Source organism: Treponema sp. Marseille-Q4523, from assembly GCF_016901105.1.
Classification (GTDB): Bacteria; Spirochaetota; Spirochaetia; order Treponematales; family Treponemataceae; genus Treponema_D.
This window is the reverse complement of sequence record NZ_JAFEVM010000047.1, coordinates 1-16,793: the sequence shown is the minus strand read 5'-3', so window position 1 is coordinate 16,793 and position 16,793 is coordinate 1. Positions and strand designations below refer to the sequence as shown.

At 49.4% G+C, this 16,793-nt stretch carries 14 protein-coding genes and 1 pseudogene; 11 read left to right on the top strand and 4 right to left on the bottom strand.

From position 1 onward, the window contains the following. Positions 1-116 precede the first annotated feature (116 nt). From JSQ97_RS11650 to JSQ97_RS11630, 5 genes and pseudogenes are all read left to right on the top strand, one after another. Positions 117-545: pseudogene (locus JSQ97_RS11650) on the top strand (hypothetical protein); the annotation flags it as partial. A gap of 310 nt (positions 546-855) precedes the next feature. Continuing rightward, positions 856-3,255, top strand: a complete 2,400-nt coding sequence (locus JSQ97_RS11645) for an InlB B-repeat-containing protein (RefSeq protein WP_205076208.1) — start codon at positions 856-858, stop codon at positions 3,253-3,255. A gap of 413 nt (positions 3,256-3,668) precedes the next feature. Beyond that, entirely contained in the window at positions 3,669-3,899 is a 231-nt protein-coding gene (locus tag JSQ97_RS11640; RefSeq protein WP_205076207.1) for a hypothetical protein, read from the top strand. A gap of 5 nt (positions 3,900-3,904) precedes the next feature. Then, on the top strand, positions 3,905-4,162 hold the full coding sequence (locus tag JSQ97_RS11635) for a type II toxin-antitoxin system RelE family toxin (RefSeq protein ID WP_205076206.1): 258 nt from the start codon (positions 3,905-3,907) through the stop codon (positions 4,160-4,162). Between the two features lie 207 nt (positions 4,163-4,369). After that, positions 4,370-5,173, top strand: a complete 804-nt coding sequence (locus JSQ97_RS11630) for an Rpn family recombination-promoting nuclease/putative transposase (RefSeq protein WP_205076205.1) — start codon at positions 4,370-4,372, stop codon at positions 5,171-5,173. A 197-nt stretch (positions 5,174-5,370) separates the two neighbouring features. Here JSQ97_RS11630 and JSQ97_RS11625 read toward each other — a convergent pair whose 3' ends face one another. Then, on the bottom strand, positions 5,371-6,597 hold the full coding sequence (locus JSQ97_RS11625; protein WP_205076204.1) for a hypothetical protein: 1,227 nt from the start codon (positions 6,595-6,597) through the stop codon (positions 5,371-5,373). 149 nt (positions 6,598-6,746) lie between these two features. Between JSQ97_RS11625 and JSQ97_RS11620 the strand changes: the two genes are divergently transcribed. The 4 genes from JSQ97_RS11620 to JSQ97_RS11605 are packed head-to-tail and all read left to right on the top strand — an operon-like array spanning position 6,747 to position 11,544. Further along, on the top strand, positions 6,747-9,143 hold the full coding sequence (locus JSQ97_RS11620; RefSeq protein ID WP_205076203.1) for a chemotaxis protein CheA: 2,397 nt from the start codon (positions 6,747-6,749) through the stop codon (positions 9,141-9,143). Between the two features lie 11 nt (positions 9,144-9,154). Then, the gene (locus JSQ97_RS11615; protein ID WP_205076202.1) at positions 9,155-10,591 is read left to right on the top strand and encodes a CheR family methyltransferase; all 1,437 of its coding nucleotides are present in this window, start codon (positions 9,155-9,157) and stop codon (positions 10,589-10,591) included. A gap of 14 nt (positions 10,592-10,605) precedes the next feature. Further along, entirely contained in the window at positions 10,606-11,091 is a 486-nt protein-coding gene (locus JSQ97_RS11610; protein WP_187385307.1) for a chemotaxis protein CheX, read from the top strand. Between the two features lie 18 nt (positions 11,092-11,109). Then, a complete protein-coding gene (locus tag JSQ97_RS11605; protein WP_021330844.1) occupies positions 11,110-11,544 on the top strand; it encodes a response regulator in 435 nt (144 codons plus the stop codon). Positions 11,545-11,611: 67 nt separating this feature from the next. On the opposite strand, the gene JSQ97_RS11600 is transcribed toward JSQ97_RS11605, so the two are convergent. After that, on the bottom strand, positions 11,612-12,346 hold the full coding sequence (locus JSQ97_RS11600) for a hypothetical protein (RefSeq protein ID WP_205076201.1): 735 nt from the start codon (positions 12,344-12,346) through the stop codon (positions 11,612-11,614). 220 nt (positions 12,347-12,566) lie between these two features. Here JSQ97_RS11600 and JSQ97_RS11595 point away from each other — a divergent pair, with 220 nt between their 5' ends. Together JSQ97_RS11595 and JSQ97_RS11590 are read left to right on the top strand one after the other, a co-directional pair. Continuing rightward, a complete protein-coding gene (locus JSQ97_RS11595; RefSeq protein ID WP_205076200.1) occupies positions 12,567-13,232 on the top strand; it encodes a DUF4912 domain-containing protein in 666 nt (221 codons plus the stop codon). 26 nt (positions 13,233-13,258) lie between these two features. Further along, complete coding sequence (locus tag JSQ97_RS11590) at positions 13,259-14,854, top strand: 1,4-alpha-glucan branching protein domain-containing protein (RefSeq protein ID WP_205076199.1); 1,596 nt, start codon at positions 13,259-13,261, stop codon at positions 14,852-14,854. Positions 14,855-14,905: 51 nt separating this feature from the next. On the opposite strand, the gene JSQ97_RS11585 is transcribed toward JSQ97_RS11590, so the two are convergent. Beyond that, positions 14,906-16,213, bottom strand: coding sequence for a UPF0164 family protein (locus tag JSQ97_RS11585; protein ID WP_205076198.1), 1,308 nt, complete (start codon positions 16,211-16,213; stop codon positions 14,906-14,908). A gap of 144 nt (positions 16,214-16,357) precedes the next feature. After that, on the bottom strand, positions 16,358-16,793 hold a 436-nt coding region (locus JSQ97_RS11580), incomplete at its 5' end, for a phospholipase D-like domain-containing protein (protein WP_205076197.1).

The following is a 16,793-nucleotide window of genomic DNA, read 5'->3' as shown; positions in this document are numbered from 1 at the left end:
GTTGCCGAGGTTCCTCTGTATTCAAGATTTCCTCACGTTCTAGGGCAACCTGCTGTCTGCTCCCTTATCCCGTCGGATAAGACTACCACTTCTGCCGGTAATTAAAAACATAGCATCTCGTTGTCAGTGTGACGAATATCAATTATACTAAGGGAAGTAAAATTGTGCATACGTGCAAACCGCTGAAAGAGTATACGCTGTTCGTAGAAACCGTACGAAGACACACGAAGCTTGACAGCGAAAACGGCTTTCGGAACGCGATCAAAGAGTGCATACAAAACGACATTCTGCGGGAATACTTACAGCGGAAGTCAAAGGAGGTGATGAACATGCTGATTGCCGAATACGATTATGACGTGGACATTGCCGTACAACGGGAAGAAGAAAGAGAAATTGCCTTGAAAGAAGGCGAAGCGAAAGGTCTTTCCGAAGGCTCGTATCTAGCGAAGCTTGAAACGGCAAAGTTGATGAAGCAGGCACATTGCAAACTTGATTTTATTACGCAAATGACCGGTCTTACCGAAGCGGAAATCGAACAGTTGTAAGGCGAGTTGCTTCGCGCTTTGCCTTTCTCATTTATTACACATTTTTTTTCGTCATTTCCGGGGTGCTCGCCTTGAAAATAATAATTAATAATGCGCAATGCGAAATATTGTTAAAATTGATGGAATATATTATAATAAACAGGAGAATGTCGGAAGTATTCGGTACTAGGCAACGCGTGTTTTCAGAGGAGGTTTATGATGAACAAAGTAAAATCGAATCCTGTACATCCGTATAGGGGGGGGGGAGCTCGGTAAAGCCCTTTTAAAAAAGATACCGATTGCAGCGGCCGGCGTTTTGCTTTTTGCCGCGATGTCGGTTTTTGTAAGTTGCTCGAACGGCAGCGATTCAAGCGGAGGAGGCGGAACGCCCACACCGCCCGTGCCCGTATCGTGCAGCATAACATTCAGCGTAGACGGCGGAAACGGCACGCTTAAAGCGACAGTCGGCGGCACGGAAATCAATTCGGGCGATAAGGTGGAACAGGGTAAAACGATTGTCTTTACGGCAACACCTGATTCGGGCTTTCGTGTAAAGGGCTGGACGCTTGACGGCAACCCTGTAAACGGCACCAACAGTTCCTATTCATTTACTGTAACCAAGACGGCCGAGGTTAAGGTGAGCTTTGAAAGCAACAGTACGCCGCTTCCGCAGTACGCCGTGAATTTCAGTGTGGAAGGCGCAAACGGTACGCTTAAAGCGAAGGCGGACGGCGTACCCGAAACGGAGACGAGCCCCATAAATGTCGAAAAAGGCAAAACGGTAACCTTTAGGGCAAATCCCGACTCCGGTTACAAAGTAAAGGAATGGAAGGCAGACGACGTTGCCGTTCCGGGCAACACGACGAATTCTTATGCCTTCACCGTTACCAAAGCGGCCGACGTAAAGGTGAGCTTTGAAGCGCTTTCGCCCGGCGAAGCTTCGTATACGGTAAAACACTATCAGGAAGGAACGGACGGCACCTATCCTGCAGAGCCGACGGAAAGCGAAACCTTACACGGCACGGCGGATGATTCTGTTGCATTCACGCCTAAAATCGGAGGAGACTACGAGGGCTTTACCTACAATCCCGCTCTCACCGAAATAAACGGAACCGTACAGGAAAACGGCACGATAGCCGCCGACGGCAGTACCGTTGTAAAACTCTATTACGAGCGCAATACGGTGAACGTAACCTTTAAACTTGCAGGCGGTAACATTGCAGGCAATACGGACGATGTCGTAAAATCCGGCAAATACGGCACAGCTTTGGAAGTTCCCGCCGATCCCGTAAAAGAGGATTCCGTTTTTAAAGGATGGAATCCCGCACTGCCTGCAACTCCGGTCTTCCCCGCTGCAAATGCGGAATATACCGCAAACTGGGCGCTGCTTTATACTATCAATTTCGGCGTGGACGGTGCGAACGGCACACTTACAGCAAAAGTTGACGGTACCGGAATCGGTTCGGGCAATAAAGTGGAACAGGGCAAAACCGTCGTCTTTACCGCAAAGCCTGATACCAACTTTGCCGTAGACAAGTGGACGAACCGCGGCAGCGACATAATCGAAGCGGGAGCGAACGAAACGTACAACCACACGGTAACGGCGAATGCGAACATCAAAGTAAAGTTCAAATATGCGGGAGCCAATCTCACGCTGGACAAGCGGGACGTTACCAAAAATAAGGGGGAAACTTTTCTTTACAGACTGGTAACGGCAGGATCGGGCAGTTACACGGCTGTTCCCGAACAGGCGGACATCATCACGCTGGATACGTCGAATTTGAACAGTCACGGCAACATCAAAATAACTTTCAGCAAAGCCGGCGCAACGCGCATAAAGGTAACCGACACGCTAAGCGGACAGACCGACTTTTCGGGTACCATTACCGTAAAGCCTTCCGCCTTTATACCCGACTACTTTGCAGAAGCCGGCGTGCGCTACCACGTAACGGATAAAACCGCTCTAAAGGTGAGCGTAACCGCCCATACAAGTTCCGGGAATTTTACGGCCTACACGGGAACAACGCTTGCCATACCGAAAGAGGTTATCCACGACGGCGAAACCTACACGGTAACGGATATAGAAGCTCCCTTCAAATGGGGAGATACGCTGCAAAGCGTAACGGTCGCAGACGATAACACCTACCTTTCTTCAGTAGACGGCGTTATCTTTAACGGCGATAAAAGCATACTGCGCTGGTATCCGAAGGGTAAACCGGGCGCATCCTACACCGTTCCTTTAAGCGTAAAGACATTGGCAACCGATTCTTTTGGAGGTGTTTCCGCACTGCAAACCATAAGTCCGCCTGACGGCTTAAAGCGTATTGAACAAGAAGCGATTAACAACTGCAGAAACGTGCAAAATCTTACACTCCCTGATTCGCTTGAATATCTGGGATTTTATGCACTGGGAGGTATAGCAATCACTTCACTTACCGTGCCGCAAAGGATAACGGAGATTTCAGGGATTCAGGACTGTTCTCAGCTGCAGACGGTAGATTTGCCGCCGCAGCTTACCAAATTGGGCTGGGCATGCTTTGCCAGCTGTGGTGCCCTGACAACGGTAACGTGCAGAGCGGCAACCCCGCCGACTATTGAGGCAAGCGACCACGTGTTTGAAGGTACGCCCATCAGTTCCGCAACGCTTAAAGTGCCCGCCGGCACCGAAGGCGATTATCGAACCGCAGAAGGCTGGAAAGACTTCGGCACGATTACGGCAATAACGCCGTAAGGAACGGGTAATGCGCTAATGGATAATTTCAATGGTTAATGTGTAATTGGTAATGGATAATTTAATTACAAATTACACATTACAAATTAACAATTGAATCGGCCGCTCTCAAGTTGGAGGAAACTTCGGCTTCGGGGCGGTTTTTTTGTGTGGGTGGAAGCGATTTCTACTCTTAAATACTTACATCGCTCCCTTTTAAAGTCATTTAATCTGTGATATAATGAAAAACAGGAGGACGGTTGAAGCTCACGGCTCAAATAGTGCCGCTCGCTTCAACTTCGAGTTTCATCAGGCTGTCGCCTGATGAAACATCGTTTATTGTATGCCGTTTTTCAGGCTAAAGCCTTACAAAACGGCGAAAAAAGGCAATTCGGAAGTTCAAACGTCCTCATTGCCTTTTTTAGGAGGAAGCTATGCCTACAATGACCATGACAAATAAACTGTATCAAGAATTGGAACAGGCAGCCCGAATGACCGGTGCGGCAAAAGATACCATCTTGGAAAATGCCCTCAGCTGCTACCTTGCCGAATTGAAGGAAGATGCCGAAGACGCAGTGTGTGCCGAAAAAGCGTGGAATGACTTTGAAAAAAGCGGGGAAGCTGCAATACCTGCCGATGTTCTGTATAAAGAGCTTGGACTGTAACTAAAATGAAAGTTGAATATGCTCCGGCGGCGAGCAAACAGTTTTCACGGCTCGATAAGCCGATACAAAGCCGAATCAAAAAATATATGAGCACAATTGCCTCACTCGATAATCCGCGTTCCCGCGGTAAAGCACTTACTTCAAATCTTTCAGGTCTATGGCGATACCGCGTCGGAGACTACCGCATTTTGTGCCGCATCTGTGACGATAAGCTGATTATTACCGTCATCGAAATAGGACATCGCTCAACGGTGTATCGATGAACAGAGGATGATACCGGTCTCACCCAAGAAGAGGTGGAATCGATTAGCTAATTACACATTACCCGTTGATATGATAAGCGTCTTATCGCTTGCTCATAGCGGCGTACGGCGGCATCGGCAGATATCTTCCAAAATTGCTTCAAAAAACTCCGAAATTGCAACATCTCCGCGATATATATATAGTGAATGTTTTGCGAGGAGACCTGTATGAGAAAAAGTTTTGACGATTTAACGATTGCTGACGATTTTATGTTCTGCAAAATTATGCAGGATGAAAGTATTTGCAAGCAATTTCTTGAAATGATTTTAGCAGGACAAATCGGAAAAATCGCCTGCCTGTCGCCGCAAAACAGCGTGGCAACCGGCATTGAAGCAAAATCGGTGCGGCTCGACCTGCTCGTAAAAGACGAAGCCGGCAAATCCTACGACATAGAAATGCAGGTAAGCAACGAACACAATCTTCCGAAACGCATGAGATACTACCAAGCAGCGATTGACATCACATTTTTGGACAAGGGTACCCACTACAAAGCCTTGAACGACAGCTACATTATTTTCGTCTGTTTGTTTGACGCGATAGGAAAAGGCAAGCCGCTTTACACATTCGAAAATATTTGTATCGAAGACGGGCAAACGCCCTTACGCGACGGGACAAAAAAGGTTATAATAAATGCGGAAGCTTTTGAAAAAGCCACTAATAAAGAACTCAAAGGCTTTTTGGAGTATGTCAAAACCGGAACGGCGAATACGGAATACACCGGGAGGATAGAAACGATGATACAGGCAGTAAAACATAACGAGCAGGCTCGGCAGGAATACCGTTTTATGTCGGGACTCGAAATGGATGCCCGGGAAGAGGGAATACAGCAAGGCATACAACAAGGTTTTGCCGACGGATCGTACCAAACAAAACTGGAAACGGCAAAATCAATGAAACATGCGAATTGTGAACTTGATTTTATTATGCAGATGACCGGTCTTTCCAAAGAAGAAGTAGAATCGATTAGCTAATCGTCGCCATTAGGCCGACTAACCTTGAGGTAATTTAATTACACATTACCAACTGAATCTATCGCTTTCAACTCGGAGGAAACTTCTGCTTGGAGCGGTTTTTTTTGTGTGCTGTAATTTTCAGCGATTTTTTGACAGAGTCCTCCGGTGCGCGTTCTGTCGGCACGCCGAAGAGGACCGGCGTCAGTGTCCCGCACTTACAGCTGCATTTTGTAGCCGAAATTGCATTCGAATGCGGCGGCGGGAGAATCGTTTATCAAATCGGAAATGAGGACTTGCAGCATCGTGCGGAATTCTCCCCGTCCGATTTTTACCGCGGCATACGGAGAGGCGCTGATCGTCGGCACGGAAGCGAAGAGGTCGGCAAAATCTTTTATATCGAGATAAGTTTTGTCTTTAAATGAAATCGTGTTGTGTATGCCGAATTCGAAACGCTGTGCGCCGATGTACACTGAAGGGTTGCAAAGCGTAAAATTGCAGCCGAGCGTGTCGCGAATAAAGAGCAGCTCTTCGACCGTGTCGGAAGGGAGACTGAATGCGGCGAACATAGCCTGATACGACGACAGCCGCATACGAAATTCCGCGAGGAGATAGATGCTTGCGATGTCGAACGAAAAGGTGTCCGAACCCTCTTTGATCGGCAGATCGTACACGCCCGTCTGTATAAAAAACGAGCAGGGCGTATAATTGTTTCCGATGAGCATCGTAATGCCCGTATGCGCGTACAGAGAGTCGACGAGGAGGATAACGTCTTCCCCGGCGGCATTTTTGTTTTTCATCGGCGAATTGATGCCTGCTGCGGCGTCGAGGATAAAGTACTGATAGGCGCACGCGAAACGCGCATCGGCGTTCAACACAAAATTGTTGTCGGGGTTTTCACGGTTCACGTACAGGTAGCCGCCGGTCGCTATGGGCGCGCTCGAAAAGCGTACGATATCGGAAATGCCGATACCGAACAGCGGACACACGATCGATCCCGACAACCCGAGCCAGCTTTCGGTGATCTTCGATGAAATCGCTTCGATGCCGAACTGCCGCCGTAAAAGGAGGTCGGATCCGATCGGCTCGTAAGTACCGGCGAAAACGCTGAGAAAATTCGTGCTCTTTTCAAATTCTTTTCGGCGGATGAGCGACAGTTCGTCGATTTTAAAATCGGCGGGCGTTTTATTGAAAATCGTATTGTCGATGATGTCGCCGGTACGCATCGAAAATTCGGCACGGGCGATGAGGTTGTTCGCCAAATTGAATTGTCCGGCAAAAAACGACTGCAGTTTGAGCTGCGTGTCAAAAGAGCCGCTTGCATCCGCAAATCCGAGGTCGGCTTTGACTCCGGTATAGCCTGAAAAAAATCCTGCGGCGGATACGCGATGAGCGAGCAGGGCAGATAATACGTATATGATACAAAGCGTTTTTTTTCGGTTCACGGCGGCACTCCTGATACAAAATCCGTAAAGATTGTCTCTATATTATCGGCAGAAAGCGCGTATAACTGTATCGGAAGGGGATCGGAAAAAATTGCAAATTTTCGCGTTAGGCGCTTGAATTATCTTCGTTTACGTATATAATAAAGAGTATGAGCGATTATCTTGATCCCAACAATGAAGAGCTGTTGAAAGATTTTTTTGCCGAAGCCGAACAGCAGGTGGATAATCTCGAAAGCAATGTGTTGGTCATAGAAAACGATCCGACGAATCACGAAGCGATCGATGAAATCTTCCGTGCGGCGCATACGCTGAAAGGCGGTTCGGCGACGGTGGAGATGAATGAAATCGCCTCGTTTACCCATTCGGTCGAAGACATGCTCGATGAAATTCGCTCCGACAAATTGAAAGTTACCGAGCCGGTCATCGACGTGCTGCTCAACTCCATCGATGTTATCAAAGCGATGCTCGAAGCGCGCACAAACGGTTCGGTGTATTCGAAAAATATCGACGACCTTATCAACACGATCCATTCGTATATTTCAGGAAAAGACGGAAAGGCTCCTGCCGTAAAATCCGCATCGAAACCCGCCGCTCCGAAAAAGGCGGCGCCGAAAACCGAGTCTCCGAAACCCGCCGCATCGGGTGACGGGGACTTTGCGCGCCCAGCACTTTCGGAAGGCGAATACCTCGAACTGAAAGAAGCGTGTCAAGGCAATCAGTCCCTGTGGTGCGTGTCCGTAAAATTCGACGAAAGCAATCCGATGAACAGCGTCGGCGGCATTCAGGTTTTTGCCGCGCTGAAATCGATCGGCAGTGTTTTAAAAACCGTTCCCGATTTCGACGCGCTGTATGAAGATACTTTTTACGAAAACGTGTATTATTATATCGCGACGTCGGAAACGCAGGAAAAGATCGAAGACACGGCTTTTCTTGCCGATGTAACGCTCATCGACGATGCGCAGCGCATCGATTCGTTTGACGGAGCGGGCGGCGGTGAAGTACCGGAAGCCGCCGAAGAGGCTGCCGCCTCCGAGACCGAGCGCGAAGTTGCCGAATCGGCGGAAGCGGCGAAACCCGCCGCTCAGTCTACCTCTTCGCAAGCGGCTCCTTCCGGCGGACACGCTTCGACACCGACAGCATCCCATGCGGCGCAAGCCGGCTCCATACTGCGCGTGGATTCGAAGCGGATCGATTACTTATTAAATCTCGTCAGCGAAACGGTTATCACGAAGGCGGCGTTCAATCAGCTTTCCATGCAGCTCGTCAATTCATTTGTCATGTTTCAGGGTATGGAAGCGAGCTACAAAGAAAAAATGCGCCAGCTCTTTGAAATGCTCCCGCAGTATCTCGATAAAATCAGAAGCGGCACTTCTGTCAAAGACGTAAAAGACGAGATCATGAACAGCTACGGAGATTTGTCGAATCTCTTCGATGCCTACGTTTCCGAAGTCAAAAGCGCGACCGAAAAATTCCGTTCGTCGACGCAAAACCTCGGACGTATTTCGAGCGAACTGCAGGAAGGCGTCATGAAGATCCGCATGGTTCCGATCAGCCAGATTTTCAGCCGATTCCCGCGCGTCGTGCGCGATCTGCAGCGCGATCTCAATAAAAAAATCGATCTCAAAATCGAAGGCGAAGATACCGAACTCGATAAATCCGTCGTCGAAGACCTGCTCGACCCGATCATGCACTGTGTGCGTAACTCCGTCGATCACGGTGTCGAATCTCCGGACGATCGAAAAAAGGCGGGCAAGCGTGAAACGGGTACGGTGCTTTTGAAAGCATCGAACGAAGGCAATATGATCATCATCGAAATATCGGACGACGGTGCCGGTATCGATGTGCAACGGGTCCGTCAAAAAGCGATCCAAAAAGGCCTCATTCATCCCGATAAAATTTTGACCGATCAGGAAGCGTTCAATCTCATCTTCGAACCGGGATTTTCCACGTCGGATAAAATCACGAACGTTTCGGGGCGCGGCGTCGGACTCGATGTCGTCAAAACGATGATCGAAAAACTGAACGGCACGGTATTCGTCTCTTCGGTAAAAGGTCGCGGCACGACGTTTACGATCAAACTCCCGCTGACGCTTGCGATCATACAGGGTTTGCTCGTCAGAGTCGGAAGCGAAGTGTATTCCATTCCGATCGCGAGCGTCATCGAAAGCCAGCGCATCAAGCTGAGCGAGATAAACACGATCGACAACTACGAAGTGCTCAACGTGCGGAACGAAGTGATCAGTATTTTGCGTTTTTCGCGCCTGTTCAATATCCGTGAAGCGGAGGTCGACAACGACGGCTATTGCTTTATCGTCATCGTCGGTTCTCAGGAAAAGAAAATCGGCATTATGGTCGACGGTCTTATCGGTGAAGAAGATGTCGTTATCAAACCGTTGCGCGATCAGTTTACCAATTCGCCCGGCATCGCCGGCGCGTCGATACTCGGAGACGGTTCCGTATCGTTGATCATCGACGTAAGCCAGCTGCTCGAACTCGGTGTGCGCAAAGAAATCAATGCCCAACAGGCGATCGGTGCGAATCGGTGAGTGAGGTTGCGATGGAAGAAAAGACAATACAGGATCGGCTGAAAAACGCTTTTGCCGTGGCGGAAGCCGCTGCCGTAAATACGCGCGGCTCTTTATCCGTCGTCGATTTCAGAATGGTATCGTTTTCGCTTTCGGGAAAGGATTACGGCGTCGACATCATGCACGTCAGAGAAATCGCGAAGGCGGGGCAGTTTACCTACGTGCCCAATACGCTTCCGTTCGTGCTCGGCGTATACAATCTCCGCGGCGATATCATTCCGATCATCGATTTGCGGCTGTTTTTCAATATTCCGGTCCCCGAGCGCACGGATAAAAAAGATAAACTCGAAAGCCTGCTCATCCTTTCCGTCGGCGAACAGACTTTCGGTGTCGTCGTCGACAAAATCGATAAAGTGCTCGGCGTGCAAAAAAGCAAGATCCAGCCGCCGCATCCGCTGTTCGGCGATATCAATATCAAATATATTTCGGGTATCGTCGAAGCCGAAAAGCGGCTCTACATTCTGCTCGATGTCGCACGCATTTTCAATTCCCGCGTCGGCGAAGAAGAAAAAGACCGCGCGTATACGAAGCCGGTGTTCGACTTGCCGACTTCCGCTGCCGTGCCGCAGGCTTCCGCCCGACAGACCGTTGCAGACGCGATGAACGCCCGAGCGGCGGCGGCCGCAAAGCCGTCCGCTTCGCAAAGACAGAGCGCACCCGATACGTCCGCGCAGGATTTGAAATTCATTATCGAAAGCTTAAAGACGTATCGAAAATTTACGACGACGCCTCTCAACGAGCAGTGGGTGAACGCGCGCTTCGATTCGTGGAAAGAAGAGCGCGGCAAGGGCAAATCCCAGCTGCAAAACGAAAACGATGCAGCCCTCTTTCTGTCGTCGTTTTGGTCGCCGTGCACGGGCGCGTGGTGGACGAAAGCCTATGCCGACGCCGTGTACAAAGTGCTGCCCGAAAACACGGCAAAGCAGATCTGCGTGTGGAACCCCGGCTGCGGTAAGGGTACGGAATCCTATTCGCTTGCGTGTGTGCTCCGAAAAAAATATCCCGCGGCGAAGCTTCGCATCTATGCACAGGATACGGATCTGCTCAGCGTATCGAACGCGCCGCTCATGTCCGTGCCGGATGCCGCCGCAGCCGATTGGTATGCACCCTTTTTGTCCAAAAAGGCGAACGGCGAATACACATTTACACAAGACGTAAAAGATAGTATTATGTTCGAGTATCACGATTGCCAGCATACGAACCAGCTTCCCGCAATCGATATCGTTTTTGCGCGCGACGTTTTGTCGCTTTTGCCGCAGAACGGACAGGAAGCCGTCATCGCCGATTTCGACGAAAAGCTCAAAGCGAACGGCATCGTCATTGTGGGAGAAAACGAAACGCTTCCGGCAGGATCCGGTTTTGTTGAAAAGACCATAGGTGCACTGAAAGTGTACACAAAAAATAAATAGACAAGGGGACTTGAATGAGAGTAGAGTATATTAACCCGTTCGTTGAAACTTCTTACAGCGTTTTAAAAGAAGTGCTCGGGGGCGTCGACGTAAAGCGCGGCGATCTGTATCTCAAATCGACGGCGATGCCGATGATGGGAGTCGCTGCGTTAGTCGGACTTGCCGGCGATGTCGAAGGCCGCGTCTTGTACGATATGACGATCGAGACGGCGCTCAACATTGCGTCCAAGATGAACGGCGAAACGCTTCCCGAATTCGACGATCTTGCAAAAGCGACGATCAGTGAGCTTGCGAATTTGATCACGGCTCAGGCCGTTACAAAATTGCAGGAGCTCGGATTTAAATTCGATTTGACGCCGCCTGCGCTTTTTGTCGGACAGAAGATGGAAATCGCGGCGCTCGGCGGTACGCACACCGAAAATGTCGAAGCGCTTATCGTGCCGCTCATTTCCGAGTGCGGTAAAGTCGAAGTCAATGTTGCAATACGTGAACGTACATAAACGGCAGGAGTATAGAATATGAAGACAAAACAGGATTTTCCGACGATTAACGAGCGTCCGCAGGAAGGACTGAAAGCCGACGGATCGAAGATCCGCGTATTGGTTGTGGACGATTCGATGTTTGTTGCAAAGCAGCTCGGACAGATTCTTTCAAGCGAAGGCTACGAAATCATCGCTACGGCTGCAGACGGTAAAGAAGGTGTCGACAAATATAAAGAGCTTTGCCCGAATGTCGATCTCGTAACGATGGATATCACGATGCCGCGCATGGACGGCATCACCGCGCTCGAACAGATCATGACGTTCGACAAAAATGCACGCGTCGTCATGGTCAGCGCGCTCGGCAAAGAAGAATTGGTAAAAAAATCTTTGCTGCTCGGTGCCAAAAACTACATCATCAAGCCGCTTGACCGCAAAAAGGTTTTGGAGCGTATTTCCGCGAGCATGAAATAAGCGTCTACGGGACGGGCTGTCGAAAAAAGGCGAATGCTTTTGAGGCAGCCCCGTTCTTCTCCGGTTTTTAGAGAGCCGCAGACATTGCTTCTTCTCTCGTGTATAACCGATATCCGTTTTTTACTTTCAAAATATACATCTCCGAGATTTCTTTCATCAGATAAGTACGCAATCGCGATATATGCGAATAGATCGTTCCCTGTTTCGTATGAACGCCTCGCTCTTGCAGGAGGATTTGCAGTTCGGGAATGCTGATCGCCTCCGTTCTGTTGTCGTACAGTATTTCAAATACGGAAAAAAGCGATGCGGGCAGTTTTTGCTTGTATTCGATAAGCGCGGATCCGCTTCGCCCGAGCGTATCCGTTTTTTCTTTTTCGCAATTCGATCCGTGGAGCGTACAAGCCGCCGGGCTTGTTCCGTCCGCTTCGACCGCTTGTGCGATCGTTTTCAGAACGGGAAGGTATGCGGCGGCGTCGAAGGCGGGTGTGCGGCCGTAGTAGAGATTGAGTGTCATGATCCAGTGCTTTAGGCGCGCATCGCAGCCGCATGGAAACGGCGTATTGTAAACGATAAGCGGAATGAGGCGGCGTACTTCGCGCATATAGCGGTAGATGTTGCAAATATTGCTGTCGCAGGTCAAATGGTCGAGCAGCAGCAAATCGGGGCGGGGTTTCGTATTTAAAACGGCTTTGTAAAAATCATCGCAATTCGTGCAGATGCTGCATATATGTCCCTCTCTTTCGAGCGCCTTTGCGATCTTTTCGCATGCGCTTCGGCGGGCGGTATAAAAATACAATGTCATTTTTTTCTCTCTCCTGAAGACTTTTTTATTCGTGCGGAGGTTTTAATGATCCGATCCTCTGCGTCGGCTTGTTGATTCTCTGCTGCCCCATAGTTCAATCATATTGTACCATGAAAATCACGCCTTGACTAATATTTATTTTTCTAGGATTATTAAGCGCATTATAAAAATACGCATTAAAACGCGGCGCATGAACGGCGTGCCGCATTTTAAGGATAATATGAAAAAAAACGTGATGACCCGCACATATCTTGAGTCCTTGTCTTTTTCCGACTTGCTTGCTCTTGCCGATACGTACGGCATAGATGTGCCTGATAATTTGAACAGGCGATTTCTCATCGGCGAGCTGCTCGATGTAGTTCAAGAGGCGGCGGACGATCCGAACGATATGATCATCGCACGGGAAGAAGGTGAGATATCCGCAACGGGTGCATCTCTTCCCGAATCGTACAATATGACACAGATAGGAGCGGTGCTGAGGAGTCCGGCATGGGTCTACGTCTATTGGGATATAGGCGAGCCGGATATACGCAGCTTAAAAAAACACGGGGAGTATACGATCTTTCTCCACGTTTGCTCGTTTGCGAACCGCACCGATACGAAACCCGACGATGCGTACGATGTGCAGATCGTACCTGCGGATACATCGGAGTACATCTTGTGTCCCGCAGACAAAAAAATCATACGTATAGAATTGGCGGCTTCGGTGAAAACGGGAACGATCGTGCTCGCGTCTTCCGGTACGGTCGAAATCCCGCGCTCGTCGAAACTGCTCGCCCATATTCGTCCGGGCAATGATGCCGGCATAACGCCGATCGCATCTCTTTCCGGTATAAAAGAGCTTTTGCTCGATCATTACATACAGCACCGCGAATCGTTTCTGTAATCGCATTCAAAAAATCGGAGAATTCGATGGCAAGTAAAAAAATCGTTTTGCTGATTTCCAACCCGCAGGCATACATCTATCACGTCGGCGCCGAAGAAAAAAAATTCGCGGCGGAAATGAATCATCTGTACGAATCGATTTCACACATCTATATACCGCTGCTCAATATGTTTTCTTCGCTCGAAAAAGACGGCGTGCCGTGTAAGATCGCCCTTGTACTTTCGCCGGTGCTGTGTACGCTTTTAAAAGACCCCGTCGTGCAGCAGCAGTATATCGCGTGGCTCGACGGAAAGATCGCGCTCGGAAAAAGCGAACTCGAACGCTGTTCAGGCGATGCGGCTATGTGCGATGTCGTTAAATTTCATCTCGAAAAAGCGCAGGAAGACCGTTTTTGTTTTACGGCGGTATACGGACAGGATCTAATAAAAAGGTTTTCCGAATATCAAAAAAAAGGATATGTCGAACTGCTTGCGACCTGCGGCACGAATATTTTTTTGCCGCATTATGCGGATATGGGAGAAGTGCTCAACGCGCAGATCGAAACGGGTTTGTATGCGCACCGCTCTTTTTTCGGCGATCGCGCATCGGGTTTTTGGCTTCCCGAAATGGGCTATATGCCGGGCATCGAGCGAGTGATGCACACTTACGGCGTGGATTACACGGTACTCGATGCGCGCTCTTTTCTTTTTTCCGATCCTCTCGTAGAGCGGGGCATATTCGCGCCCGTGTGCTGCGGCTCGGACATTGCCGCATTTGCGCGCGATAACCGCATCGACGAAGAAGTTTTCGGTGAAAAGGGTTATGCGGCTTCTTCCGCATACTGCGACGTCAATCGCGATATCGCGTTTGAATTATCGGCCGAACTGCTTGAACCGTTTTTTCGGGGATCGACATCGCGTTACGCTTCGGGCTATCAATATTACAGTAAGAGCGGAAGACGAAACGGAAAAGATTCGCTCTACGATCCCGTACGCGCGGCCGAACGATGCGAAGCCGACGCCGCCTCTTTTTTCGATAAAAAACTAAATGTGCTCGTCCGCGCCGAAGATCTTTTGCCGTCTTCTCCGGTGCTTTCGCATATCTGCGTGTTTTCTTCCGAACAATTTTTGCAGTGGCACGAGAGTATCGCCTGGCTTGAACACGTATACCGCTATGCGGCGGGGAAGCCCGCTTCGTTTGCTTTTTTCGAAGACATACTCGTTTCCCAAATGCAGCTGCAAAGTTTACAGCCGTACTGCAGCGCCGCGATCGGTGCGGGTTACGGAGAGACGCTTGTCGCGAATAAAAACAATCGGATCGTGCGTCACGCGCGTAAAGCGAGCGAGCGCATGATCGATTTGGCCGAGCGCTTTCCCGACGATACCGGGCTTAAGGCACGGCTGTTGAATTTGAGCGCGCGCGAACTCATGCTCGCGCAGTCGTGTACGTGGGCGAAGATGATATGGGACGGGACATTCCCCGAATATGCCGAAGCGCGCTTTACGGAAAGTCTCGCGGCGTTTATAAACGTGTTCGAATCTTTAGGCGCGAATACGGTGAGTACCGAATGGCTTACGTCTTATGAAGCGAAGCATCCTATCTTCCCGTGGATAAATTACCGGATCTTCAGTAAAAAGCGCTGACACTAAACCGCTCGCCGGCTCGGGCGACGCGCTTGTCGTATCCTGTGCGTTTCAGTTTTCGATAGATTGCGAATCGCGGATGCGCTGTCGTAAAGCGAGCTGCTTTTTCGCGCTTGCGATACCTTTTTTTGCGGGAGTGAAGCGGCGGTCGACCGCGAGCGCTTCGTTCCATACGGCGACGGCTCCGGCAAAATCTCCGTTTCCGAACAGCTTGAGCCCTTCGCCGTACAATCGTTCGACTTCGTTTTGCCTTTTTGCTCTGCCGCCGTCACCGAGCAGGATTTTTGCGCCTGCACTTATGTGATTGACGGGACGGAACGACGTAAAGCGGTCGAGTGTATAGTTGACGTCCAGCCGTACGCGCTTAAAGAGCGTGACGCCCGCGCCGATACCGACTCCGGCGAATTGCACGTTTGTTCCGCTTTCGCCGCCGTCGAACCTGCAGCCCGCTTGCAGACTGAAAAAATCCGTCGTATCGATTTCGAGGGCGCAGCCCGCCGACCACGGCAGATATTTCCCGCTATCGGAAAGGCTGAGCGGCTGTTTGAATTCCGCAGCGGCAAGCAGTTGTTTGATAGGACGATAGGATACACCGAAAGCGGCGCTTGTCGGGAGCGGGTCGTCGAATTCGATTTTTTCGCCGAAGCCCGTGATCGCAGCTCCTGCGTTCAGAAAGTTTACACCGATGCGTAAATTCGGTTCGCGCGAACCGAAAAATTTGCCGCAGTTGAAGCGCAGCATGACGCCGGCGTCGGATGCAAGCGCCAAGGCCGATCGCGAAAGGCTTTGAGCGCTTATGACCGAACCCGATGCGTCGGGCATACTGCGCCATGCGGCTTTTACGTTTGTGCCGATCGCGATCCCTTTAAAATAATAGCCTGCGAGGATATTGTACGATATATTGAAAAGCGCTGTCGTTTCGGAGTAGAGGCTCGGTGCGCTCCGTGCTCCCGAAGCGTCGTATTCGTCAAAGGGTACGTAAAAAAAGCGAAGCGCGCCGCCGAAACCCATATCGCCCTTTCTTCCCGCCGCTGCGATCGTTTCCATCGACGTGCCTGCGATCCACGTGTTGTGAAATACTCCGATTTCGTTTTGCGCAAGTACCGAACTCGCCGCGGGATTTGCATCGAGGAGAGATACGTCGTCCGAAATGCCGGTGTATGCGCTGCCGAGCGTTTCCGCTCTGCCTCCGGTCGGCACGGTAAGCGAATAAAACGACATCGCCCGTTGTGCGTATCCCGTGGAAGCGGAAAGCGCTTCAATAAATGAACGCGAACCGCTGAAATCGAGCGCTCGGGCGGGAAATGAGGAGCAAATGATCAACAGTAACGCTATGCGTGCAAACGGTGTTTTTATCATCGACATCCTGTAGTATAACTTTGCAGCTAAACCGTTTTGCAGTTGATGCAGAATCGGTTTTGAAGTGCTTGTTATGTGATTATATATCATCAAGGGATTTTGCCTCATCTTTTTTTCATAAGGTACATTTAACAAAAACATTCGTTATGCCTCTCCGTGTGCATTACAGTCATTGCAGAAGCAATGTTTAAAACTTATATTTTCAAATTCTTTACCACACTTATGGCAATAGTGTTCAGGATATTCTTCATTACTGAAATCTTTCCAAGTTCTATAACACAAATTACATAAAGGTCTTGAAGAATTAAATGCTATTTCCTTTTTACAACGAATACAAAATCCGTTTTCAAGTTTTTCTTCAGTATCTGAAATAAATTTTTCTTTGTCTGTTTCAGATTCAAATTGTAATTTTTCGGAGAATTGTTTTATAGTCTTTGCTTCTTCTAAGATTTCTTCAAAAATATCTTCATTTTCAGATTTGTTAATTTTTATTCCCATTTCACAATTATTTTTTTCTGAGAATTCATACAAATTCATTGAAGTAATGATTGCCGTTTTCTCATTTAAATAACACTTTGCA